Origin of the sequence: Pseudomyxococcus flavus (assembly GCF_050038885.1) — a bacterium.
Taxonomy (GTDB): Bacteria; Myxococcota; Myxococcia; order Myxococcales; family Myxococcaceae; genus Myxococcus; species Myxococcus flavus.
In genome coordinates this window covers 78,378-99,458 of the sequence record NZ_CP143624.1, presented here as the reverse complement: position 1 = coordinate 99,458, position 21,081 = coordinate 78,378, and the positions used below count along the sequence as shown (strand labels likewise).

At 70.9% G+C, this 21,081-nt stretch carries 22 protein-coding genes; 10 read left to right on the top strand and 12 right to left on the bottom strand.

What is annotated here, in order from left to right:
• Positions 1-26: 26 nt before the first annotated feature.
• From pstB to VZL07_RS00445, 5 genes are all read right to left on the bottom strand, one after another.
• Positions 27-770 (bottom strand): phosphate ABC transporter ATP-binding protein PstB, encoded by a 744-nt coding sequence (pstB, locus tag VZL07_RS00465; RefSeq protein ID WP_426757207.1) that lies wholly within the window; start codon positions 768-770, stop codon positions 27-29.
• Between the two features lie 46 nt (positions 771-816).
• The gene (pstA, locus tag VZL07_RS00460) at positions 817-1,728 is read right to left on the bottom strand and encodes a phosphate ABC transporter permease PstA (protein WP_426753287.1); all 912 of its coding nucleotides are present in this window, start codon (positions 1,726-1,728) and stop codon (positions 817-819) included.
• Entirely contained in the window at positions 1,725-2,705 is a 981-nt protein-coding gene (gene pstC, locus VZL07_RS00455; protein ID WP_426753285.1) for a phosphate ABC transporter permease subunit PstC, read from the bottom strand. Before pstC ends, pstA begins: the two co-directional genes overlap by 4 nt.
• Before the next feature lie 61 nt (positions 2,706-2,766).
• A complete protein-coding gene (locus VZL07_RS00450; RefSeq protein WP_426753283.1) occupies positions 2,767-3,588 on the bottom strand; it encodes a phosphate ABC transporter substrate-binding protein in 822 nt (273 codons plus the stop codon).
• A 134-nt stretch (positions 3,589-3,722) separates the two neighbouring features.
• Positions 3,723-4,412: a response regulator gene (locus VZL07_RS00445; RefSeq protein ID WP_426753281.1), complete on the bottom strand. Its 690-nt coding sequence runs from the start codon at positions 4,410-4,412 to the stop codon at positions 3,723-3,725.
• A 193-nt stretch (positions 4,413-4,605) separates the two neighbouring features.
• Here VZL07_RS00445 and VZL07_RS00440 point away from each other — a divergent pair, with 193 nt between their 5' ends.
• From VZL07_RS00440 to VZL07_RS00415, 6 genes are all read left to right on the top strand, one after another.
• Positions 4,606-6,258 carry an ATP-binding protein gene (locus VZL07_RS00440; protein ID WP_426753279.1) on the top strand — a complete coding sequence of 551 codons (1,653 nt, stop codon included), beginning with the start codon at positions 4,606-4,608 and terminating at the stop codon, positions 6,256-6,258.
• The gene (locus tag VZL07_RS00435; RefSeq protein WP_426753277.1) at positions 6,255-7,598 is read left to right on the top strand and encodes a sigma-54-dependent transcriptional regulator; all 1,344 of its coding nucleotides are present in this window, start codon (positions 6,255-6,257) and stop codon (positions 7,596-7,598) included. Before VZL07_RS00440 ends, VZL07_RS00435 begins: the two co-directional genes overlap by 4 nt.
• Positions 7,599-7,798: 200 nt before the next feature.
• Positions 7,799-9,346 carry a SulP family inorganic anion transporter gene (locus VZL07_RS00430; RefSeq protein ID WP_426753275.1) on the top strand — a complete coding sequence of 516 codons (1,548 nt, stop codon included), beginning with the start codon at positions 7,799-7,801 and terminating at the stop codon, positions 9,344-9,346.
• Positions 9,343-10,083 carry a carbonic anhydrase gene (locus VZL07_RS00425; protein ID WP_426753273.1) on the top strand — a complete coding sequence of 247 codons (741 nt, stop codon included), beginning with the start codon at positions 9,343-9,345 and terminating at the stop codon, positions 10,081-10,083. The genes VZL07_RS00430 and VZL07_RS00425 overlap by 4 nt, the downstream gene beginning before the upstream one ends.
• 95 nt (positions 10,084-10,178) lie before the next feature.
• Complete coding sequence (locus tag VZL07_RS00420; protein ID WP_426753271.1) at positions 10,179-11,021, top strand: sulfite exporter TauE/SafE family protein; 843 nt, start codon at positions 10,179-10,181, stop codon at positions 11,019-11,021.
• Positions 11,018-11,470, top strand: a complete 453-nt coding sequence (locus VZL07_RS00415) for a DUF1634 domain-containing protein (RefSeq protein WP_426753269.1) — start codon at positions 11,018-11,020, stop codon at positions 11,468-11,470. The genes VZL07_RS00420 and VZL07_RS00415 overlap by 4 nt, the downstream gene beginning before the upstream one ends.
• A gap of 9 nt (positions 11,471-11,479) precedes the next feature.
• Here the strand turns inward: VZL07_RS00415 and VZL07_RS00410 are convergent, their stop codons facing one another.
• The 6 genes from VZL07_RS00410 to VZL07_RS00385 form a co-directional block, all read right to left on the bottom strand.
• Complete coding sequence (locus VZL07_RS00410) at positions 11,480-11,977, bottom strand: SixA phosphatase family protein (protein ID WP_426753267.1); 498 nt, start codon at positions 11,975-11,977, stop codon at positions 11,480-11,482.
• Between the two features lie 66 nt (positions 11,978-12,043).
• Positions 12,044-12,988 (bottom strand): metallophosphoesterase family protein, encoded by a 945-nt coding sequence (locus VZL07_RS00405; RefSeq protein WP_426753265.1) that lies wholly within the window; start codon positions 12,986-12,988, stop codon positions 12,044-12,046.
• 12 nt (positions 12,989-13,000) lie between these two features.
• A complete protein-coding gene (locus VZL07_RS00400; protein WP_426753263.1) occupies positions 13,001-14,362 on the bottom strand; it encodes a sensor histidine kinase in 1,362 nt (453 codons plus the stop codon).
• A gap of 13 nt (positions 14,363-14,375) precedes the next feature.
• Positions 14,376-15,056, bottom strand: coding sequence for a response regulator (locus VZL07_RS00395; protein WP_002639890.1), 681 nt, complete (start codon positions 15,054-15,056; stop codon positions 14,376-14,378).
• Between the two features lie 25 nt (positions 15,057-15,081).
• Entirely contained in the window at positions 15,082-15,585 is a 504-nt protein-coding gene (locus VZL07_RS00390) for a hypothetical protein (RefSeq protein WP_426753261.1), read from the bottom strand.
• On the bottom strand, positions 15,582-16,520 hold the full coding sequence (locus VZL07_RS00385) for a hypothetical protein (protein ID WP_426753259.1): 939 nt from the start codon (positions 16,518-16,520) through the stop codon (positions 15,582-15,584). Before VZL07_RS00385 ends, VZL07_RS00390 begins: the two co-directional genes overlap by 4 nt.
• Positions 16,521-16,683: 163 nt before the next feature.
• On the opposite strand from VZL07_RS00385, the gene VZL07_RS00380 reads away from it, so the two are divergent.
• On the top strand, positions 16,684-17,286 hold the full coding sequence (locus VZL07_RS00380) for a YceD family protein (RefSeq protein ID WP_426753257.1): 603 nt from the start codon (positions 16,684-16,686) through the stop codon (positions 17,284-17,286).
• A 124-nt stretch (positions 17,287-17,410) separates the two neighbouring features.
• On the opposite strand, the gene rpmF is transcribed toward VZL07_RS00380, so the two are convergent.
• Complete coding sequence (gene rpmF / locus VZL07_RS00375; RefSeq protein WP_011554760.1) at positions 17,411-17,599, bottom strand: 50S ribosomal protein L32; 189 nt, start codon at positions 17,597-17,599, stop codon at positions 17,411-17,413.
• Between the two features lie 444 nt (positions 17,600-18,043).
• Here rpmF and plsX point away from each other — a divergent pair, with 444 nt between their 5' ends.
• From plsX to fabG, 3 genes are all read left to right on the top strand, one after another.
• Complete coding sequence (gene plsX, locus VZL07_RS00370) at positions 18,044-19,105, top strand: phosphate acyltransferase PlsX (protein ID WP_426753255.1); 1,062 nt, start codon at positions 18,044-18,046, stop codon at positions 19,103-19,105.
• A 184-nt stretch (positions 19,106-19,289) separates the two neighbouring features.
• Complete coding sequence (gene fabD, locus VZL07_RS00365) at positions 19,290-20,231, top strand: ACP S-malonyltransferase (protein WP_426753253.1); 942 nt, start codon at positions 19,290-19,292, stop codon at positions 20,229-20,231.
• Positions 20,228-20,977 carry a 3-oxoacyl-[acyl-carrier-protein] reductase gene (gene fabG, locus VZL07_RS00360; protein ID WP_426753251.1) on the top strand — a complete coding sequence of 250 codons (750 nt, stop codon included), beginning with the start codon at positions 20,228-20,230 and terminating at the stop codon, positions 20,975-20,977. The genes fabD and fabG overlap by 4 nt, the downstream gene beginning before the upstream one ends.
• Positions 20,978-21,081: the final 104 nt, after the last annotated feature.

Below are 21,081 nucleotides of genomic sequence, written 5' to 3'. Positions count from 1 at the left end.
GTGTCCGGTCCCCTTTTTTCTTCCACTCACCCGAACTTGCCGGTGACGTAGTCCTCGGTGCGCTTCTCTCGCGGGTTGGTGAAGATCTGCTCGGTGGGGCCGCATTCCACCAGCTCACCCATGTAGAAGAAAGCCGTGCGGTCGCTGACGCGCGCGGCCTGCTGCATGTTGTGGGTGACGATGGCGATGGTGTACGTCGCCTTCAGCTCGTGGATGAGCTCCTCGATCTTCGCGGTGGCGATGGGGTCCAGCGCGCTGGCCGGCTCATCCATCAGCAGCACCTCCGGCTCCACGGCCATCGCGCGGGCGATGCACAGGCGCTGCTGCTGGCCGCCGGACAGGCCCAGCGCGCTCTCGTCGAGCCGGTCCTTCACCTCGTCCCAGAGCGCGGCGCCGCGCAGGGACTTCTCCACGCGCGCGGCCAGCTCCGCCTTGTCCTTCATCCCGCCCACGCGCAGGCCGTAGGCCACGTTCTCGAAGATGCTCTTGGGGAAGGGGTTGGACTTCTGGAACACCATGCCCACGCGGCGGCGCAGGTCCACCACGTCCACGCCCCGGTCGTGGATGTCCGTGCCGTCGAGCAGGATGGTGCCCGAGTGCGTCGTGCCCGAGATGAGGTCGTTCATCCGGTTCAGCGAGCGCAGGAACGTGGACTTCCCGCAGCCGGAGGGGCCGATGAGCGCCGTCACCTGGCGGTCGAGGATGGCCAGGGAGACCTTGTGGATGGCCGTCTTGGGGCCGTAGCGCAGGGTGAGCTCCCGCGCCTCCATCTTCGCGCGCGGGTTCTGGGGGTGGAGGGACATGGCAGGCGTACCGTCAGTGGGCGCTGGCGGCCTTGCGGCGGGTGCGCGTGCGGATGATGACCGCGACGAGGTTGAGGGCGAAGGTGAGCGCCAGCAGCACCAGCACCGTCGCGTACAGGGGGCCACTGGCCTCCGTCACGTTGGGAGACTGCGTGGCCATGACATAGGTGTGGTAGCCCAGGTGCATGAACTGGGAGTCGAGCTGCGTGGGCAGGTCCGGCAGGAAGTAGGCCGCGCCCGTGAAGAGGATGGGCGCCACCTCGCCCGCGCCGCGGGAGATGGCCAGCACCGCCCCGGTGAGGATGCCGGGCAGGGCGCCGGGCAGCACCACCCGCGCCAGCGTCTGCGACTGGGTGGCCCCCAGGGCCAGGCTGGCGGTGCGCTGGTCCAGGGGCACCGCGCGCAGCGCCTCCTCCGTGGAGACGATGACGACGGGCAGCGTCAGCACCGCCAGCGTCAGCGCCGCCCAGAGGATGCCGGGCTGGGCCCAGTGCATCTCCTCGTAGCCCAGCATCCGGTCCAGGCTGCCGCCGACGAAGAGGATGAAGAAGCCCAGCCCGAACAGGCCGAAGACGATGGAGGGCACGCCCGCGAGGTTGACCACCGCAACCCGCACCCAGCGGGCGAAGCGCGAGTCCGGCGGCGCGTACTCGTGGAGGTAGACGGCGGTGAGCACGCCCACCGGCATCACCGCCAGCGTCATCAGGAGCGTGAGCGCGGCGGTGCCGAAGATGGCGGGGAAGATGCCGCCGCCCATCATGCCGTCGCTGGGCGCCTCGGTGAGGAAGGCCCAGGAGAGGTGCCGGGCGCCATTGTTGGCGACGTCGAGCAGGATGAGGGCCAGCATGCCCACGATGACGAAGGCCGCGAGGGCCGTCATTCCGGTGAGGCCCAGCCCCACCAGCCGGCGCGTGGTGTACTTCACGAGGCGCTCCCGGTCAGCCGCTGGAGGACCTTCTTCGTCCACGCCGAGGCGACCATGTTGAGGACGAAGGTGAAGATGAAGAGCTCCACACCGATGAAGAAGAGCAGCGAGTAGTGCGTGCTGCCCACCACCACCTCGCCCATCTCCGCCGCGATGGTGGCCGACAGCGAGCGCGCGGAGTCGCCCAGGCTCCAGGACAGGATGTCCGCGTTGCCCGAGGCCATGAGGACGATCATCGTCTCGCCAATGGCCCGGCCGAAGCCCAGCACGCAGGCGGCGAGGATGCCGGGCGCCGCCGCGGGCAGCACCACCTTCCACGCCGTCTCCCAGAGCGTGGCGCCCAGCGCCAGGGACGCCTCGCGGTAGCTGCGGGGCACCGCGGTGAGCGCGTCCTCGGACACGGTGAAGATGACCGGGACGATGGCCAGCGCCAGCGCCAGCCCCGCCAGGGTGCCGTTGAGCGGGCGGTCCAGGTGGAAGAGGTCCTTCACCACCGGGGAGAGCACCATCAGCGCGAAGAAGCCCAGCACCACGGAGGGGATGCCGGCCAGCAGCTCGATGACGGGCTTGAGCAGCTCTCGCAGGCGGCGCGGGGCGAACTCCGCCACGTACAGCGCGCCGAAGACGCCCAGGGGCACCGCCACCAGCATGGAGACGAGCGTGATTTTCAACGTGCCCACGAACAGCGGAATCATGCTGACCTTGGGCGTGCCCGACACGGGCTGCCACCGGAAGGGGTAGCGGCCCTCCTGCGCCAGGAACATCTTGGAGAGGCTGGCCTCGTGGCGGGACTCGGCGTCCGTGAAGAGCGCCAGGGCCTCCTTGGCCACGAAGACGATGATGAGGATGAGCGCGGCGATGCCGGTGAATGCCATCAGCGTGATGAAGCCCGCGACGGCCTTCTCCCGCAGCTGACGCCGCCGCGCGGCCGCGGACAGGCGCGGCGCGGCCACGGCTTGCGTGAGACCTTGCTCCATGAGCGCCTGTCTATCCATTGGGCGTCGGGGCCTCCTGTGACATTCGTGTGACGCTGTGCGTCTACTTCACCGGGAAGTAGCCGACCTGGGTGACGATGGCCTGGCCTTCGGGGGAAAGCGCGAAGTCGATGAAGGCCTTGATGTCGCCCGTCGGCTCGGCGCGCAGGTAGAAGAAGAGGTCGCGCGCCAGCGGGTACTTGCCGCTCTTGATGTTGTCGGCGGACGGGGCGATCTCCTCGTTGCCCTTCTTGACCTTCAGCTCCTTGATGCCCTCGGCGTAGGCGGCGCCGCCGTAGCCCAGGCTGTTCTTCTCCTTGGAGACGGCGTTCACCACCGCGGCGGTGCCTGGCAGCGTCTGGATGACGGGCGCGAAGTCCTCGCCGTCCAGCACCATGTCCTTCACGAAGACGTAGGTGCCGGAGGAGTTCTCCCGGGAGTACGCGACGATGGGGGCGTCCGCGCCGCCCACCTGCTTCCAGTTGGAGATGTCACCCACGTAGATTTTCATGAGCTGCTCGGTGGTGAGCGCGCCCACGGGGTTGGCCTGATGGACGTAGAAGGTGACGCCGTCCTTGGCCACCGAGCGCTGCACCGGGGGCGCCTTGAAGCGCGCGCGCAGCTTGTCGGCCTCCGCCTTCTTCATCTCCCGGCTGGACATGGCGATGTCCGTGGTGCCGTTCTGGAGGGCCGCCAGGCCCACGCCGGAGCCGCCGCCGGTGACCTGGATCTTGATGGAGGGGTTCTTCTTCATGAACGCCTCGGCCCAGCGCTGGCCGAGGATGACCATGGTGTCCGAGCCCTTGATGGTGACGGTGCCGGCCTGGGCGGCGGCGGGGAGGGCCACGAGGAACACCGCGAGGAGCGGCTTGAGGAGCGATTTCATGGGAGGGCTTCTCCTGGATGCGTGAAGCGGACGGGAATCTGGTTGCGGCGAGTGGCTTGCGCGAAGACGGCGCGCTTGTACGTGACGTGGGTGTCCGTTTTGCGTCCGCCACGTGACATCGCTGTCACGAGACCTCAGCTCGCGGCCGGGTCCAGCATCCGGTAGCCAACACCGCGGACCGTCTCCAGCAGGGCGCGCGCCGGCCCCAGCTTGTCGCGCAGGCGCATGACGTGGGTGTCGATGGTGCGGGTCTCCAGGGTGGAGGACAGGCCCCAGACCTCCTCCAGGAGCTGCTCGCGCGTCTGCACGCGGCCCAGGCGGGCGAGCAGGTGCTCCAGCAGGCGGAACTCCAGGGCGGTGAGGGACACCTCCCGGTCCTCCACGAAGAAGCGGTGCGAGGCCACGTCCAGCCGCAAGGGCCCCAGGGACAGGGGCGCGGTGCTCCCGGCGGTGGGCGCGCCCCGGCGGAGGATGGCCTTCAGGCGCAGCACCAGCTCCCGCACGCTGAAGGGCTTCACGACGTAGTCGTCCGCGCCGACCTCGAAGCCCCGGATGCGGTCCGACTCCTCGCCCTTGGCGGTGAGCATGACGATGAGCACGCCCCGGGAGGGAGGGCTGGCGCGCAGCTGCCGGCAGACGTCGATGCCGGACATGTCCGGCAGCATCAGGTCCAGCAGCACCAGGTCGGGGTTCTGGGCGCGCGCGGCCGCCAGCGCTTCTTCGCCGGTGTGGGCCACGTGGGTGGTGAAGCCTGAACCCCGCAGGTTGAAATCAATGAGCTCCGCGAGGTCGCGTTCGTCGTCGACGATGAGGACATGGGGCATGGCGGGCCCTCACTCTGCGCGCCGCCTTTTCCGAACGTGTGACTCGTGTGCAACAACTTCGTTGTCGCGAGGGGGCCGGGAGAGGGGCCTCATGACGCGCCGTGGCCGGCCATCCAGCGGCCGAGTCCCCCTCTAAAGGCCTGATTGCACGTGAAGGCGCTGCCGGACCGGGGTAGATCCCTGTCGCCCTGTCATGACTGCTTCACACCCACCGCCGCCCACACCCCCCATTCCTTCGCTGACCCCCACGCCCGGAGAGCTGGCGCATGCGCAGCGGCGCGGCGGGCGCTCCGCGCTCGTGGGGCTGGGGCTGGTGGGGCTGGTGGCGCTGACGAGCCCGGTGCTGGGCTACGTGGAGGATGTGCGCAACGCGCGCGAGGAGCTGCTGAGCCGGCTGCTCAACCAGGCCCAGGTCCAGTCAGAGGCGCTGGGCGTCCACCTCGGGCTGCTGGAGGCGGAGCTGGCGCGCGTGGCCGGGCATCCCGCGCTGTACCCCGAGGACGGCATCTCCCCGGCCGAGCTGGCCCTGCTGGAGAGCGCCTTCTCCCACTCGACCCTCTTCTCCGAGGGCGTGGCCCTGCTGACCCCCGCTGGAGAGCGCGTCTGGAGCGACCCGCCGGACATGCCGCTGGGGCGCTCGCCGCTGACGCTGCGGCCCTGGTTCCAGCGGATGGTGAGCGCAGGCCAGCCGGAGATCGACCTGCTGGAGGGGGAAGGTGGCCCCATCGTCGTCGCCGTCCCCATGCTCCAGGAGGGGCACCTCAAGGGCGTGATGCTGGGCGAGCTGCGCGCCGGCGCGCTGCCCACGCGGCCCACGGCGCAGACGACGCTGGTCCTCATGGACGAGCACGGCCAGCTGCTGATGCCGGTGGGGTTGAAGCTGGGGCCCCGGGACGTCACCGGGCCGCTGCGCGCGCTCGCGGACATGCCCGGGCCGCTGACGCTGGATGGCAAGCACATGATGGGGGCGGCGTCGTGGGTGGGGAAGAGCGAGCTGCTGCTCGTCGTCCTGGAGGAGGAGACGGCCACCGCGGGGCTGCGCGCGCGCTTCCTGCGGCAGCTGGCGTTCCACATCGCGCTGCTGAGCAGCACGCTCATCATCTTCATCCTGCTGCTGCGGCACTCGTTCCGCTCGCTGCTCGCGGCCGAGGAGCGGCTGCGGCGCCAGGAGACGATGGCCGCGCTGGGCACCGCCGCCTCGCTCATCGCCCATGAGGTGAAGAACGCCCTCAACGGCATCCAGGCCGCCCTGTCCGTGCTCCGGCACACCGCGGCCGGCAGCGAGCTGCCCGTGCGCGCGCTGCGCTCGCAGGTGGAGCGGCTGGGGCACCTGGCGCGCTCGCTGCTGTCCTTCGGGGCCCCGCGTGCCGCGCTGCGCCGAAGCTGCGAGGTGCACCTGCTCGTCCGGGACGCGCTCCAGGCGGTGAAGCTGCTGCCGGAGTCCGAGGCGGTGGCGCTGACGACGTCCCTGGAGGAGTCGCTGTGGGTCCAGGGGGATGCCGCGCTCCTGGTGTCCGCCATCGACAACCTGCTACGCAACGCGGTGGAGGCGGGCGCCGTGGCGCGCGACACCGGCCTGCAGCCGGCGCCCTGGGTCAACGTGCGTCTGACGCGGGACGACCATGACGCCGTGCTCGTGGTGGAGGACAATGCGGGCGGCGTGGATCCTCGCTTCGAGCCCAGGTTGTGGGAGCCTTTCGCCACCGGGCGGGCCAAGGGGGTGGGGCTAGGGCTGCCCATGGCGCGTGCCTCCGTGGAGGCCCATGGAGGCAGTCTGAACTACACCCGCAGTCCGCTGGGTAGCCGCTTCACGCTGCGTCTGCCGCTGGAGGAGGCGAGGACATGAGCACCCATCTGCTGCTGGTGGATGACGACCGGACCTTCGCCTCGCTGGCGGCCTCCGTGCTGCGCCACGAGGGCTTCCGCGTGACCCTGGCGCACTCACTCCACGACGCGCGCGCGGCCATGGCCCGCGAGGCCCCGGACCTGGTGGTGCTGGACCGGCGGCTGCCGGACGGCGATGGCATCGACTTCCTGCCCGAGCTGCGCGCCCAGCTGCCGGACACGCCGGTGCTGATGGTGACGGCGCATGGCGACATCGCCAGCGCCGTGGAGGCCATCCAGGCGGGGGCGCGCGACTACCTGTCCAAGCCCGTGGAGCTGGACGACCTGGTGCTGCGCGCCCGCCGCGCCGCCGCGGACTTCCAGCTCCAGGAGCGCCTGCGCCAGGCGGAGAGCGAGCTGGGGGGGCGGCGGCGCCTGTCTCGGCCGCACTCGCCGAAGATGCTCGCGGCGCTCCAGATGCTGGAGCGCATCGCCAAGGCGCCTCGCAGCCCGGTGCTGCTGCAGGGAGAGACGGGCGTCGGCAAGGAAGTGATTGCACGCCACCTGCACGCGCTGCAGGGCGGGCAGGGCTCGTTCGTCCACGTCAACTGCGCCGCGCTGCCCGCCACCATGGTGGAGAGCGAGCTCTTCGGCCACGAGCGCGGCGCCTTCACCGACGCGCGCACCGCCCGCCGCGGCCTGGTGGAGGTGGCCGCGGGCGGCGTGCTCTTCCTGGACGAGGTGGGCGAGCTGCCGCTGGGGCTCCAGGCGAAGCTGCTTACCTTCCTGGACAAGGGCGCGTTCCGCCGGCTGGGCGGCACCGCCGAGCTGAGCAGCAGCGCGCGCGTGGTGACGGCCACCAACCGGGACCTGACGCAGGAGGTGGCCCAGGGCCGCTTCCGCGAGGACCTCTACTTCCGCCTGAGCGTCTTCAAGGTGGACATTCCGCCGCTGCGCGAGCGCCGCGAGGACCTGCTGCCGCTGGCGCAGTCGCTCGTCGCCGAGCTGTGCGCGGAGCTGGGGCGCAGGCCGGTGGGCTTCTCCAAGGCCGCCCAGGCCCGGCTGGAGCACTACCCCTTCCCCGGCAACGTCCGCGAGCTGCGCAATGTGCTGGAGCGGGCGCTCGTGCTCGAGCCAGGCCCCGAGCTGGAGCTGCCCTCCCTGGAGCCCCAGGGCAGCAGCAGCCCCCCGGTGGCGGACCCCGACGCCTTCGTCGTCTCGGGCTCACCTCGCCCCCTGGAGGAGGTGGAGCGGCTGTATGTCCGGCACGTCCTCGCCCGCCTGGAAGGGCGCCGGATGGAGGCGGCCCGGGCGCTGGGGCTCTCCTATCCGACCTTCCTCCGCCGACTCGGGGAGGAGTAGGGCTTCAAGAATCTTGAAGGGGCCGGCCTCAAGATTTTTTAAGTTTCTCGGCGGGAATTAAAATCGCTTTCATATTCCCATCCGCAATCAAATTGCGTTCCCTCTGACTGGACCAGAAAGGGAACGGCATAGGACTTGCGGAGGGCCCTCCACGGTGATCCAGCGCGCGCCGCATTCGCGGCGACTTGTGTGGAGGTGCGATGTCGAGTTCGAAGAGTCCTGAGGGCGCCGGTTCCCTGGGCAAGGTGCTGGCCACGGACCTGCCAGCATCCCTGGTGGTCTTCCTGGTGGCGCTGCCGCTGTGTATGGGCATTGCGTTGGCTTCCGGCGCGCCCATCGTGTCCGGCCTCATCGCGGGTGTGGTTGGCGGTCTGGTGGTGGGGATATTCGGCGGCGTACCGCTCCAGGTGAGCGGTCCGGCGGCCGGCCTCGCGGTGATGGTGTTTGGTTTCATCCAGAACATGGGTCTGGCCATGACGTGCGCGGCGGTGGCCGTCGCGGGCGTCCTCCAGATGATTCTTGGCGGCCTGAAGGTGGCGCGCGGCGCGCTGGCCATCTCTCCGGCCGTCATCCACGGGATGATGGCCGGCATCGGCATCCTCATCGTCCTGGGGCAGGTTCACATCGTCCTGGGCGGCTCGCCCCAGTCGAGCGCGTGGCAGAACGTGAAGGAGCTGCCGGGGCAGATTGCCGACCTGCATGGCGCAGCGACGCTGCTGGGCCTGCTGACCCTCGGCCTGATGGTGGCGTGGCAGTTCGTGCCCGGGAAGCTGAAGAAGGTGCCAGGGCCGCTGGTCGCCGTCGTGGGGGCCACCGCGGTGGCGACCTTCCTGGGCGCGGACGTGGCGCGCGTGCAGTTGCCGGAGAACATCCTCTCCAGCATCCAGATGCCCACCTTCCCCAAGGGCGACTGGGTGACGTTCGGCACGGCGGTGCTGTCGCTGGCGCTGGTGGCCAGCGCGGAGTCGCTGCTGAGCGCGGTGGCCACGGACAAGATGCACACCGGCCCCCGGGCGAACCTGGACCGGGAGCTCTTCGCGCAGGGCCTGGCGAACACGGTCTCCGGCATGGCGGGCGGTCTGCCCATCACCGGCGTCATCGTGCGCAGCGCCACCAACATCACCGCCGGCGCGAAGACGCGCCTGTCGGGCACGCTGCACGGCGTGTGGCTGCTCCTGTTCACCACGCTGCTGGGCACGGTCGCGGGGCTGGTGCCGCTCACGGTGCTGGCCGGTCTGCTCGTCTTCGTCGGCGCCAAGCTGGTGAACGTGCACCACATCCGCGAGCTGCAGAAGCGCGGTGAGCTGGCCGTGTACCTGGTGACGGTGGCCGGCGTGGTCGGCGTCAACCTGCTGGCCGGTATCGGCATGGGCCTGGCGTTCGCGGTGCTGCGCCTGCTGTGGCACCTGGGCAGCGTCAAGGTGGAGGTGCAGAAGCAGACGGAGGCGTCGTATCTGGTTCGAATCTCGGGCGCGCTGACCTTCGTCGGCGTACCCAAGCTGTCCAGCGCGCTCGCGCAGGTGCCGACGGGCTCCAAGGTGGAGCTGGACCTGGCGGTGCAGACGCTGGACCACTCCGGGCACGAGGCCCTGGAGAGCTGGTGCGACACGCACCGCAAGACGGGCGGCAAGGTGTTCACCGAGTCGCTCGAGGATGTCTGGAGCCGTAAGGGAACGGTCAAGGCGAGCGCTCCCGCGGTCGTTGACGGTCCCCATCACAACACGCTCGTTTCTGGAGGTGCGCAGTGAGGAAGCTCATCCGCGGTCTGTTGGACTTTCAGCTCAACACCCGTTCCAACTACCGTGAAAGGTTCGCGCTGTTGGCGCAGGGGCAGAAGCCGGACTGCCTTTTCATCGCCTGCGCGGACAGCCGCGTCGTGCCGAACCTGCTCGTGTCGACCAACCCGGGCGACCTCTTCGTGGTGCGCAACGTCGGCAACATGATGCCGCCGTCGGACCCCAAGGGGAACGCGAAGGGTGACCAGTCCGAGGCGGCCGCGCTGGAGTTCTCGCTCCGCAACCTGCCGGTGGAGGACATCGTCGTGTGCGGCCACTCGAGCTGCGGCGCGATGAAGGCCGTGCTCGGCGGTGGCGTGGGGCCGGAGAACCCGAACCTCAATGGCTGGCTCGAGCACGGCAAGCCCGCGCTCCAGCGCATGAAGGACAACCCCAAGCTGGGCGAGGGCCTGCCGGACTACGACCGTCTGTCGCAGCACAACGTGCTGCTGCAGATGGAGCACATCGCGAGCTATCCGTGGGTGAAGGAGCGCCTCGACGCGGGCTCGTTGCGGCTGCATGGCTGGTGGTTCGACATCGGCACCGCGCAGGTCCACACCTGGCGTCCGTCCCTGGGCCGCTTCATCCCCATGGATGAGCTGGTGGGAGAGGCCCTGCTGCGTGAGCTGGGGACGGAAGGCCCCGCCCACGCCGCGCTGTCGAACGGCAATGGTGCCCCGCACCTGTCCGTGGCCGCCAGCGGCCAGTAGGGCAGTAATAGCGAGCAGGCAGGGGAGCGGCGTGCTTCGCGCCGCTCTCCGGTAGCAAATGGCGGATGAGGAGGGGAGGATGGGGCCTCGGCTCCATGACTCCCTTCCTCTTCATGCTCGTCGTCCTGGGATTCTCCGTGGGCGCGGGACTGCTGGGTTCGCTCCTGGGCATCGGTGGCGGGCTCATCCTGATTCCCGTGCTCACGCTGCTCCTGAAAGTGGACATCCAGTACGCGGTGGGGGCGTCCATCGTCTCCGTCATCGCGACGTCCAGCGGCGCCGCCGCGGCCTACGTCCGGGACCGGATGGCCAACACCCGCGTCGCCATGTTCCTGGAGCTGGCCACCACGGCCGGGGCGCTCAGCGGCGCCTTCCTGTCCGGCCTCGTGGGCGGCCGGGGCGTCTACTTCGTGTTCGGCGCGGTCATGGCGTGGTCCGCGGTGGTGATGCTGAAGCGGATGCGCTCGAGCGCCGAGGTGCCGGTGCCGGCGGATGCGCTGGCGGACCGGCTGGCGTTGCACGGCAGCTACTGGGACGAGGCCCAGGGCCGCGAGGTGCCCTACCGCGTGACGCGGCCGCTGGCCGGCTTGGGGCTGATGTACGTGGCGGGCACGGTGAGCGGAATGCTGGGCATCGGCTCGGGCGCGCTGAAGGTGCCGGCCATGGACCTGGCCATGCGGCTGCCGCTCAAGGTGTCCACGGCCACCAGCAACTTCATGATTGGCGTGACGGCGGCGGCCAGCGCGGGCGTCTACTTCGCGCGCGGCAACATCGACCCCTTCATCGCGGGGCCGGTGTGCGTGGGCGTCACGCTGGGCGCGTGGCTGGGCTCCCGCCACCTGATGGCGCGGGTGAACAGCACGTGGCTGCGGGCGCTCTTCGTCGGCGTGCTGCTGTGGGTGGCCTTCGAGATGCTGCGCAAGGGGTGGGGAGCGTGAGCGAAGCGCTGAAGCCCGAGCCGGATCGCCCCGAAGCCTCCGTCACCGCCCTTCGCGATGGGGAGGCGTCCTCGCCGCTCCATCCAGAGGTGCTCATCAGCGACCTGCTGCGCTACGGCGTGGCCGCCAGCCTGGCGCTGGTGACGCTGGGCATGGTGGTGACCTTCTTCCGCCACCCGGACTACCTCGTCTCCTCCGAGGCGCTGCAGCGCCTCACCTCGCCGCACCCGGTGCCGCACACGCTGCGGGACGTGCTGACGGGCGCGCTGGCGGCCCGGGGGCAGGCCTTCGTCATGACGGGGCTGCTGGTGATGATGGCCGTGCCGGTGATGCGCGTGGCCCTGTCCCTGCTCATCTTCCGGCAGCAGAAGGACCGGCTCTACGTGGGCATCACCTCCGCGGTGCTGGCCATGCTCGTCCTGTCCTTCCTGCTGGGCGCGGCCCACTGAGGCCGCGGCTCAGCGCAGGCCGCCGGGGCGCTTCACCGGCTTGCCCGGCGTGGCCCACCACGCGAGCGTGAAGTCGCCATCCGCGAGGGCATTCAGGGCCAGTGCCGCGCCCTTGCGGAGCTTGTCGGGCAGGTCGTGGTCCAGGGCGCGGAGGGCGGCGCGCTCCAGCGAGGGATTGTGGCCCACCAGCGCCCAGCCCGGGCCGCGCTCGCGCGCCAGTTCGACGATGCGCTTGTGCGCGCCCCGCTGGGGCAGCAGGGCGGGGTGGACCTCCACGCCGGACACGCCGAAGGCCTCCGCGAGCAGCTCCGCCGTCTGGACGGCTCGCACCAGCGGGCTGGTGAGGATGCCCCGCAGCGGCGTGAGGCGCGCCAGCTTGCGCGCGTGGTGGCGGAAGGCGGCGCGGCCCTCCGGGGTGAGGGCGCGCGCCTCATCGCCCAGGACGTGGGAGTCCTCCGCGACGGCGTGGCGGACGAACAGCAGCGGCAGCTCGCGAGCAGAAGCCATGGTGAGCGCCGTGAACCACTCCCAGGCAGCGCGCGCAAGCAACGGCCTCGCGACAACGTCGACCCTTCACCCTTCGTAGTCGTTGAGCGCGTCCAGGGGCAGCGGCGCCGCGCCCGTCACCGTGCCGTCCAGGTCCGTGGGCAGCGAGGCGGGGTCAACCGCCGGGGAGGGGCGGCTGTCCATGGGCGAGGCCGCGGCGCGCGAGGCGGCGCCGGGCGGCGGGCGCAGCACGGGGCCCGGCGGGGGCAGGCCGGAGTGGCGCCGCGCGGCCTCCATCAGCGCGTTGTGGTGGCGGTAGCGCGCCTCCACCAGCTTGTGGACGAGCAGCGGTCCGCCCGGGACGCGGCGCGCGGTGAGGGCCTGGGTGGCCTTGCGCACCGGGTAGCGCACGCGGCGGATCTGCACGCGCCAGCCCTTGGGGGTGAAGGTGAAGACGCCGTAGGCGGGGCGCAGGTCGCCGTCCCGGGGGATGCCGGCGCTGGCCACGTCCGCGATGAGCATCCGCCCCACGCGGCGGCGGTAGGGGAAGTGGAGGTGCCCGAAGGCGCAGGCCGCCGCGTCCAGGTGGCTGAAGAAGCGGCGCACCGCGAGGTCGTCCAGCGTGGGGTCCAGCGACTCCTCGAGGTTGCGCGGGTTGGCGTGGCAGACGAAGAGGTCCTGGCCCTTGCGCGGCGTGTAGCGCACGGAGAAGGGCAGGGCGCCCAGCTTCTGCAGGAGCGCGCCGCCGAGCTGGTCGCGCGTCCAGCGCAGCAGCTCCGTCTTCCAGTGGTCCTTCTCCCGGTACGCGCCGCCCAGGTAGTTGCCCGCGAGGTAGCAGTCCGTGTTGCCCATCAACACCGAGTCACACCGGTCGAAGATGAGGTCCACCGTCTCCCGCGGGTGGGCGCCGCGCAGGGCCAGGTCGCCCGCGGCGACGATGTAGTCCGGAGCCACGGAGCGCGCGATGTCCTCGAGGACGGCCTCGCAGGCAGGAAGATTGCCGTGGATGTCCGCGAGGATGGCGACCCGCATGGTCGGTCCATCCTACCCCGTCGCCGCGCTCGATGAAGCCGCCTGGGGCAGAAAAATCGTGAAGGTGCTCCCCTCGTTGGGTTGGCTCTCCACCTTGACCTCGCCGTCCATGGCCTGCAGCAGGTGCTTGACGATGGACAGACCCAGGCCGGTGCCGCCCATGTCCCGGCTGCGCCCCTTGTCCACCCGGTAGAAGCGCTCGAAGATGCGCGACAGGTGCTTGGACTCGATGCCCAGCCCCGTGTCCTTCACGCGCACCACGCAGCGGCCGGACTCGTACGTTCCGTACACGTCCACGCGCCCGCCAGGAGGCGTGTACTTCACCGCGTTGTCCAGCAGGTTGAGGAGCACCTGCTCCACGGCGCGGGTGTCGCCCACCGCGAGCAGGTCCTGTGGGACGTGGAGTGAAACCACCTGGCCCTTGCCCTCGGCCTTGGGGCGCACCGTGTCCGCGGCGCGCGCGGCGGCGTCGGCCAGGGGCACCTGGGTGAGCTTCAGGCTCACCTCGCGCGCCTCCAGGCGAGACAGCTCGAGCAGGTCCTCCACCAGCTCGGACAGGCGCTCGGACTGGCGGTGGATGATGTCCACCATCTTCGGCGCCATGACGGGGTCGTTGAGGGCGCCGCCCTGTAGCGTCTCCGCGTAGCCGCGGATGGCGGTGATGGGGGTGCGCAGCTCGTGGGACACGTTGGCCACGAAGTCCTTGCGCACCTTCTCCAGCCGGCGCAGCTCGGTGAGGTCGTGGAAGACGGCGGCGCTGCCCGGCAAGTCCTTGGCCAGCGGCGTCACCCGGACGGAGAGCGTCCGGGGGAAGAGCCCCTCCAGCGTGAGCTCCAGGTGGCTGGAGGCGCCGTCGCGGCAGGCGCGCAGCACGGCGTCGTGCAGCGCCTCGTTCCGGATGACGGCCAGCGGCCGCTGCCCGATGAGGGGGCTTCCGGTCGCGGGGAGCAGCCCGCGGAGCGCGTCGTTGTGCCGCACCACCGTGCCCTCGGCGTCCGTCACCCAGATGCCCTCGGCCATGCCGTCCAGCACGGCGGTGAGGGTGCGGGCCTCCTGGGTGAGCTGCGCGGTGCGCGCGGACATCTGGGCGTGGAGCGAGTCGATGGCGCCCTCGAGGCCGGCCATCTCCTCCAGCCGCTCCGGCGTCGCGGGGGCCGGGGCGGGGCTGCCCTCGGCGCGATCCCGGGTGTGACGGGCCAGCAGGTCGAGGTGTCGCTGCAGCGTCCCGCGGCTCAAGCCCAGGGACATGAGCGAGCCGGCGAGCGCGACGAGCGCCGCGGCGACGACCTCCTTCGGTCCGTCCAGCAATGCGACGAGCACCGCGACGACCAGGGGCGGCAGCAGGAGGGGCAGGAGCGTGGCGCGCAGGGGCATGGACGGCCTTGGCTCACGGAGGGCTGAGCTTGTAGCCCACGCCGCGCACCGTCTCGATGATGTCCCCGGCCGGGCCCAGCTTCTCGCGCAGCCGCTTGATGTGCGTGTCCACGGTGCGGGTGTGGATCTCCGCCTGGATGCCCCAGACGTCGGACAGCAGCACCTCGCGCGTCTGCACCCGGTCGGAGCGCTCCAGCAGCGTGCGCAGCAGCCGGAACTCGAGCGCGGTGAGCAGCACCTCCTCGCCCTTCACCCGCACCTGGTGGCGCGTGGTGTCCAGGCTGATGTCGCCCGAGGCCAGCACCGCGGAGGGGCCGTCCTCGGCGTCGGCGCGGCGCAGCACCGCCTTGACGCGCAGGAGCAGCTCGCGCACGGAGAAGGGCTTCACCACGTAGTCGTCCGCGCCCAGCTCCAGGCCCTGCACGCGGTCGGACTCCTGGCCCTTCGCGCTGACGATGATGACGGAGGCCTTGCGCAGCTCGGTGTCCGCCTTGAGCATGCGCAACACCTCGCTGCCCGCCACGTCCGGCAGCATCAGGTCCAGCAGCACCAGGTCCGGCGGATGGGCACGCGCCTTGGCGAGCCCGCCCGCGCCCGTGTTCGCCGTCTCCGTCTCGAAGCCCGCGGCCCGCAGGTTGTAGTCCACGAGACCGGCGAGGTCCTGCTCGTCCTCGATAATCAGGATGCGCGACATGAAGTCCTCTTGAGTTCCGCGGCGCTCAGGGCGCGATGGCCGGATTGCAGTCTCCGCCGGTCAGCGTCAGGGGCGCGGCAATCAGCGGGGCGTTGTCGCCCGCGTTGACTTCGCGGAGGTAGTTGCACGAGCTGCCCAGGAAGCCGGGCGTCGTCCCTGTCGTGATGGCCTCGATGACGAGCGCGTAGTCTCGGCCCACCGGCACATCCACCGCCAGCTCCAGGCTGCCGCCCGCCTGGAGGCTCGCCAGGTCCACTGGAAAGCGCAGGGCGCGGCCCTCGCGGCCCTGGGCGTCCTCGAGGACCACCAGCTCGTCCCGCTTCACCTGCGCGCTCAGGCAGGTGCGCTGAATCTCGGTGCAGCTGCGGCTGGAGCCGCGCGTCAGCACGGCCACCTGCAGCGCCTGGACGTCGTCGGCCACCGCGCGCTCCATCGTCAGCGCGAGCCCGAAGCGGCCCGCGGGTGCGGCATCGGGGCCACAGGCGGGCAGGGCGAGCAGCAGCAGCGGGGACAGGAGGCGCAGGCTCATGGGGTGGGGGGCTCCACGCGGATGGTGATGGGGACGCGGCCCCGCTCCTCTCCGGAGGTCAGCGCCACGACGCCGGCCGTGGCGCCGATGGCCACCGCGCCCACGCCCACCCAGAGCCAGGGGCTCTTGTACCAGGGGCGGGAGGCGGGCTCGGCGGCGGCCCCTGCGCGCAGCGCTCTGCTGGGCGCCACCTGGAAGATGAGCGGCTGGAAGGAGTCCCCCCGGCCCGCGAGCCGGCGCTGGGCCGCGTCCGCGACCTCGAAGTAGTACTCCATCTCGTAGGGCTCGGCCTCGGCGGGAAGCTCGTAGGCGGGGAGCACCGCGCGGTAGCGCTCGCGGCCGCGGCCTTCGGGCGTGCGGTCGCGCGCGAAGTCCACCGAGCTGTAGGCCTCGTCACCGGCGCGCCGGTAGAAGAGCCGCGCGCGGGCGCCCAGGGCCAGGTCCTGGATGGTGGCCTCGACGACGACGGGCTCGCCGCCGGGCGGGTCGGGGATGGGGTCCACGTCCAGGGTGACGGGGCGGACCCGCCGGCTCTTGATGTCCTCGCGGATGCGCGCGTAGAGGGCGCGCAGCTTGGGCGGCGCGGTGCGGGGGAGCTCGTAGTCCGGGCGGGCCTGGAGCAGCTTCTCGTAGGCGTCGCGGGCCTGCGGCTCGTCGCCCAGGTACAGCGCCGTCAGGCCCAGCAGCCGGTAGAGCTCCACGAGCTGGTCGTCCGTGAGGTCCGGCGCGTCCAGCCCCTCCAGGAGGGTGCGCCGCGCCTTCTCGAACTCGCCCTGGTCCAGCTGCTCGCGGGCCTCGGTGATGGCCGGGCTCTCCGGGCCGAGCTGCGAGAGAACGGGCTCCGGGAAGAGGGGACGGCTCCATCCCGGGCGGGCACCCAGGCCCAGCACCAGGAGGAGGGCCCACCCGCGCAACCGCCAGCCGTGTCCGTGCATCGCTCCGAACCTATCAAAACGTTATTGAGAGAATCCACGAAGGCCGGCCCACCGGGGGTGACGGCGCGGTGACATCTTCGTGGCGGTGATGCACGTGGGCGTGTTGACGCTGGGGGGAGTGCCCTCTATGTTGCGCGCCCCTTTTTGCCTGGAAGTAGCGTAAATGCTCGTAAAGGTTGAACAAATCAAGGAGACGGGGCTGAAGCTGAACGAGCCCATCGGTCTCGAGCTGCTCGGTGACGCGCTGGGTGGAGCTGCCTCCGGCGAGGACACCGGTTTCCGGGCCACGGCCCCGTCGACGTTGAAGGCGTCGCTGCGCAAGGTGAGCGGCGGCGTGCTGCTGGAGGGACAGTTCACGGTGGACGTGACGAGCCCCTGCAAGCGCTGCCTCGCCGACGTGTCGATGTCCGTCCCCGTGTCCTTCACGCTCAACCTGGTGCCGGAGTCCCTGGCCCGGGGCGACGACTTCGTGGACGACGACGAGAAGTCCATGGAGAAGAAGGAGCGCAGCCAGGGGGAGTCCGGCGGCTCCTTCGAGCTGGAGGACGCGGATCAGGAGGTCTTCGACGGGAAGACCATCGACCTGGACCCCATCGTCCGGGAGCAGCTGCTGCTGGCCCTGCCGATGAACGCCGTGTGCCGTGAGGACTGCAAGGGCCTGTGCTCGCAGTGCGGCGCGAACCGCAACGAGGTCGCCTGCGCCTGTGACACCCGGCCGGTGGACCCCCGGCTGGCGCCGCTGAAGAACATCAAGCTCAGCAACTGACGCTGGGCCAGGGCCTCCCCCGAAAGGGGTGGCCCGGAACGACAAGGGCCGCGTCCTCCAGGAGTGGAGGCGCGGCCCGTCGTGCTTCAGGCGCCCGCGTGCGGGCGCTGTATGTGGCTGTGGGTCAGGCCTCGGCCTGAGCGACCACCTCACGGCCCTTGTACTGGCCGCAGGACGTGCAGGCGCGGTGAGGCATCACCGGCTCCTTGCAGTTCGGGCACTTGGTCACCTGCACGGCGCTCCGCAGGTTGTTGTTGGCCGCACGGCGGCGGTCGCGACGCATCTTGGAAGTACGCTTCTTGGGGACACCCACGGCTCACCTCTATTTTCGACCCCGACCCGGAGCGTTCGCGCCGGTCCGGACCGGTTGAGTCCAAATGTCTTCGCGCTGTGCCGGGGTCCCCGGCTCCCTGCGCAACACTCTCTGCCTCGATATACCGGCCTGGGGCGGTCGCACGAAGGCTCCCGTACTCCATGTCCGGCTTCGGAAGGCGGCGGACCCTAGCGGCTCGCTGCCCCCGAGTCAATGTGACAACGCGCGGAACCCCGTTATCTCCCGGGCACCGTCTATCCCGGACGGTGTCCGCTGACAACGCCCCGCCGCCGGGCGGCATTCGCGGTCCGGGCACCCCAGGGGGGCGATCAGCCAGCCGTTGCCCGCCTGGAAGGTTCCTGGTGTGCTGCGCGCCGCCCGTCCCCCGGCGGGCAGGAGACTGACATCCGGCCAGGAACCCTGGCGCTCAAGGAGAGGGTGGGGATGAGGCTGGTGCTGGATGCCATGGGCGGCGATCACGCGCCCGCCGCGCCGGTGGAAGGCGCGATGCTCTTCGCGCGCGCCCACCCCGGGCATCAGGTGTTCCTGGTGGGGGACGAGGCGAAGGTGGCGCCGCTCCTGGCCAAGGCCCGGCCTCCCTCCAACCTCCAGGTCCACCATGCCTCGGAAGTGGTGGAGATGGACGACCACGCCTCGGCGGCCTTTCGCCGCAAGCGTGACTCCTCCCTCCGGATCGGCTTCGAGCTGGTGCGCGACGGGAGGGCGGAGGCGCTGGTGTCGGCGGGCAACTCCGGCGCTGTCATGGCCGGAGGCCTGCTGACCCTGGGGCGCCTCCCGGGAGTGGAGCGCCCGGCCATCGCCGCGCTCTTCCCCGCCCTCAAGGGGGGAGGCCGCTGCCTGCTGCTGGACGCGGGCGCCAACGTGGACTGCCGGCCCTCGCACCTGGCGCAGTTCGCCGTCATGGGCGAGGCCTACGTGCGCGCCCGCATGGGCGTGGCCCGGCCCCGGGTGGCGGTGCTGTCCAATGGCGAGGAGGCCTCCAAGGGCACCCCGCTCACCCGGGAGGCCAGCGAGCTGCTCCGCCGCTCGGACCTGGACTTCGTGGGCTACGTGGAGGGCAAGGACCTCTTCTCCGGCGACGTGCAGGTGGTGGTGACGGACGGCTTCACCGGAAATGTCGTCTTGAAGACCTCCGAGGGCGTGGGCATGGGCGTCATTGGCATGCTGCGTCAGGCCATCGAGCGACGCGGCGGGCTGGCGGAGAAGGTCGGGGCCATGCTGCTGCAGCCCGCGCTGGCGGGCCTGCGCCGGGTGGTGGACTACGCCGAGTACGGTGGGGCGCCACTCCTGGGCATCCAGGGGGTGGGCATCGTCGCGCATGGGCGCTCCACGCCCCGGGCCCTGTTCAACGCGCTGGGGGCCGCGCTGGCCATGGCCGAGGGCGGCGTCCAGGCCGAGTTGACGCGTTGCATTGAACGCGCGGGGTCGTGGCTGCCGGCGCCGCCGAAGGGAAAAAGGGCGACAGAGGCGGGCGTTTCCGATTAGAGCCAGCGCCCGAAGCGTGCAGGCCGCCTCGGGGTGGGGTGGGGCGCCCGCAGAAAAGTGCTGGCCCCGGCTGCGCAGGTGCGGCAACAGGGCGTCCATCTGCGGCCCGAGGCCGCTGACAGCGGGTCCACCGCGCCAGGAGGCCGGGGCGGGGGGACCTCGAAATCGAGGAGGCAGAGTCCGCATGTCGAAGGTCGCGTTCGTGTTCCCCGGGCAGGGAAGCCAGGCCGTGGGGATGGGCAAGGACCTGTATGAGAAGTTCCCCGAGGCCCGGGCCGTGTTCGACGCGGTCGACGAGGCCCTGGGCGAGAAGCTCTCCACCCTCTGCTTCGAGGGGCCGGACGAGGCGCTGAAGCTCACGGCCAACACGCAGCCGGCCATCCTCACGGTGTCGCTGGCGGCGCACGCGGTGTTCTCGAGGCGGGGGCCGGCGCCGGCCTTCGTGGCGGGGCACTCGCTGGGTGAGTACTCGGCACTGGTGGCGGCGGGGGCCATGAGCCTGGGCGACGCGGCCCGGGCGGTGCGCGCGCGCGGCACCTTCATGCAGGAGGCCGTGCCCGCGGGCGTGGGCGCCATGGCCGCGGTGCTGGGCCTGGTCCCGGAGAAGGTGAAGGAGGCCTGCGACGCGGCGGCCCAGGGGCAGGTGGTGTCGCCCGCGAACTACAACTCGCCGGAGCAGACCGTCATCGCCGGTGACGCGGCGGCCGTGGAGCGCGCCGGAGCGAAGTGCAAGGAGGCCGGGGCCAAGCGCGTGATGCCGCTGCCGGTGTCCGCCCCCTTCCACTGCGCGCTGATGGCGCCGGTGCAGCCTCGGCTGGCCGAGGTGCTGGGCCGCATCCAGGTGTCCGCGCCCTCCGTGCCGGTGGTGACCAACGTGGAGGCCCGTCCCAACGCGGACGCGTCGCGGGTGGTGCCGCTGCTCCTGGAGCAGGTCAGCTCGCCGGTGCGCTGGATTGAGTGCGTGGAGGCGCTGAAGGCCGAGGGCGTCACCCGCATCATCGAGCTGGGCCCGGGCAAGGTGCTGGTGGGGCTGGTCAAGCGCATCACCAAGGACATCGAGCTGTTCAACGTCGAGGACTCCGCGAGCCTGGACAAGGCGCTCGCGGCGCTGGGGGTGGCACCATGAGCGGCTTCAAGGACAAGGTGGTGCTGGTGACGGGGGGCTCGCGCGGCATCGGCCGGGCGTGCGCGGTGGCCTTCGCCAAGGCAGGGGCCTCCACCGTGGTCATCAGCTATGCGGGCAACGAGGCCGCGGCGCAGGAGACGGTGAAGCTCATCGAAGCCGAGGGCGCGAAGGCGGAGGCCGTGCGCTTCGACGTGGCGGACAGCGCCGCGTGCGCCAGCGCCGTGGACGGCATCGTCAAGACGCATGGCCGGCTGGACGTGCTCGTCAACAATGCGGGCATCGCGGTGGACGGCCTGGTGATGCGGGTGAAGGACGAGGACTGGGACCGCCAGCTCGACACCAACCTCAAGGGCGCCTTCTCGCTCATCCGCGCCGTCAGCCGGCCCATGATGAAGCAGAAGGGCGGCGCCATCATCAACATCACCTCCGTCGTGGGGGAGATGGGCAACGGTGGTCAGGCCGCCTATTCGGCCTCCAAGGCGGGGCTCATCGGCATGACCAAGTCCGTGGCCCGCGAGCTGTCCAGCCGGAACATCCGCGTGAATGCCGTGTCCCCCGGATTCATCGGGACGGACATGACGCACCAGCTCAATGACGAGCTGCGCCAGAAGATGCTGGAGGGTATCCCCCTGGGTCGCCTGGGGAACCCGGAGGAGGTCGCCGGGGCCGTCGTCTTCCTGGCGGGGGACGCCGCGTCCTACATCACCGGTGAGGTCCTGAAGGTCAATGGCGGCATGTACATGTAACCCACGGTTGGATTGCCGCCGGGCGTGGGATATACCGCGCCCGCTTTCGACATGGTCCGGGAAGCCAGCCGGACCTCATCTGGTTCCTGGAGGGTTCTACACTT

What these genes read in the sequence shown, in the direction of transcription:
- pstB (WP_426757207.1), bottom strand. Translation starts at nt 770, where the DNA reads ATGGAGGCGCGGGAGCTCACCCTGCGCTACGGCCCCAAGACGGCCATC.
- pstC (WP_426753285.1), bottom strand. Translation starts at nt 2,705, where the DNA reads ATGGAGCAAGGTCTCACGCAAGCCGTGGCCGCGCCGCGCCTGTCCGCG.
- VZL07_RS00450 (WP_426753283.1), bottom strand. Translation starts at nt 3,588, where the DNA reads ATGAAATCGCTCCTCAAGCCGCTCCTCGCGGTGTTCCTCGTGGCCCTC.
- VZL07_RS00445 (WP_426753281.1), bottom strand. Translation starts at nt 4,412, where the DNA reads ATGCCCCATGTCCTCATCGTCGACGACGAACGCGACCTCGCGGAGCTC.
- VZL07_RS00440 (WP_426753279.1), top strand. Translation starts at nt 4,606, where the DNA reads ATGACTGCTTCACACCCACCGCCGCCCACACCCCCCATTCCTTCGCTG.
- VZL07_RS00435 (WP_426753277.1), top strand. Translation starts at nt 6,255, where the DNA reads ATGAGCACCCATCTGCTGCTGGTGGATGACGACCGGACCTTCGCCTCG.
- VZL07_RS00430 (WP_426753275.1), top strand. Translation starts at nt 7,799, where the DNA reads ATGTCGAGTTCGAAGAGTCCTGAGGGCGCCGGTTCCCTGGGCAAGGTG.
- VZL07_RS00420 (WP_426753271.1), top strand. Translation starts at nt 10,179, where the DNA reads ATGACTCCCTTCCTCTTCATGCTCGTCGTCCTGGGATTCTCCGTGGGC.
- VZL07_RS00410 (WP_426753267.1), bottom strand. Translation starts at nt 11,977, where the DNA reads ATGGCTTCTGCTCGCGAGCTGCCGCTGCTGTTCGTCCGCCACGCCGTC.
- VZL07_RS00405 (WP_426753265.1), bottom strand. Translation starts at nt 12,988, where the DNA reads ATGCGGGTCGCCATCCTCGCGGACATCCACGGCAATCTTCCTGCCTGC.
- VZL07_RS00400 (WP_426753263.1), bottom strand. Translation starts at nt 14,362, where the DNA reads ATGCCCCTGCGCGCCACGCTCCTGCCCCTCCTGCTGCCGCCCCTGGTC.
- VZL07_RS00395 (WP_002639890.1), bottom strand. Translation starts at nt 15,056, where the DNA reads ATGTCGCGCATCCTGATTATCGAGGACGAGCAGGACCTCGCCGGTCTC.
- VZL07_RS00390 (WP_426753261.1), bottom strand. Translation starts at nt 15,585, where the DNA reads ATGAGCCTGCGCCTCCTGTCCCCGCTGCTGCTGCTCGCCCTGCCCGCC.
- VZL07_RS00385 (WP_426753259.1), bottom strand. Translation starts at nt 16,520, where the DNA reads ATGCACGGACACGGCTGGCGGTTGCGCGGGTGGGCCCTCCTCCTGGTG.
- VZL07_RS00380 (WP_426753257.1), top strand. Translation starts at nt 16,684, where the DNA reads ATGCTCGTAAAGGTTGAACAAATCAAGGAGACGGGGCTGAAGCTGAAC.
- plsX (WP_426753255.1), top strand. Translation starts at nt 18,044, where the DNA reads ATGAGGCTGGTGCTGGATGCCATGGGCGGCGATCACGCGCCCGCCGCG.
- fabD (WP_426753253.1), top strand. Translation starts at nt 19,290, where the DNA reads ATGTCGAAGGTCGCGTTCGTGTTCCCCGGGCAGGGAAGCCAGGCCGTG.
- fabG (WP_426753251.1), top strand. Translation starts at nt 20,228, where the DNA reads ATGAGCGGCTTCAAGGACAAGGTGGTGCTGGTGACGGGGGGCTCGCGC.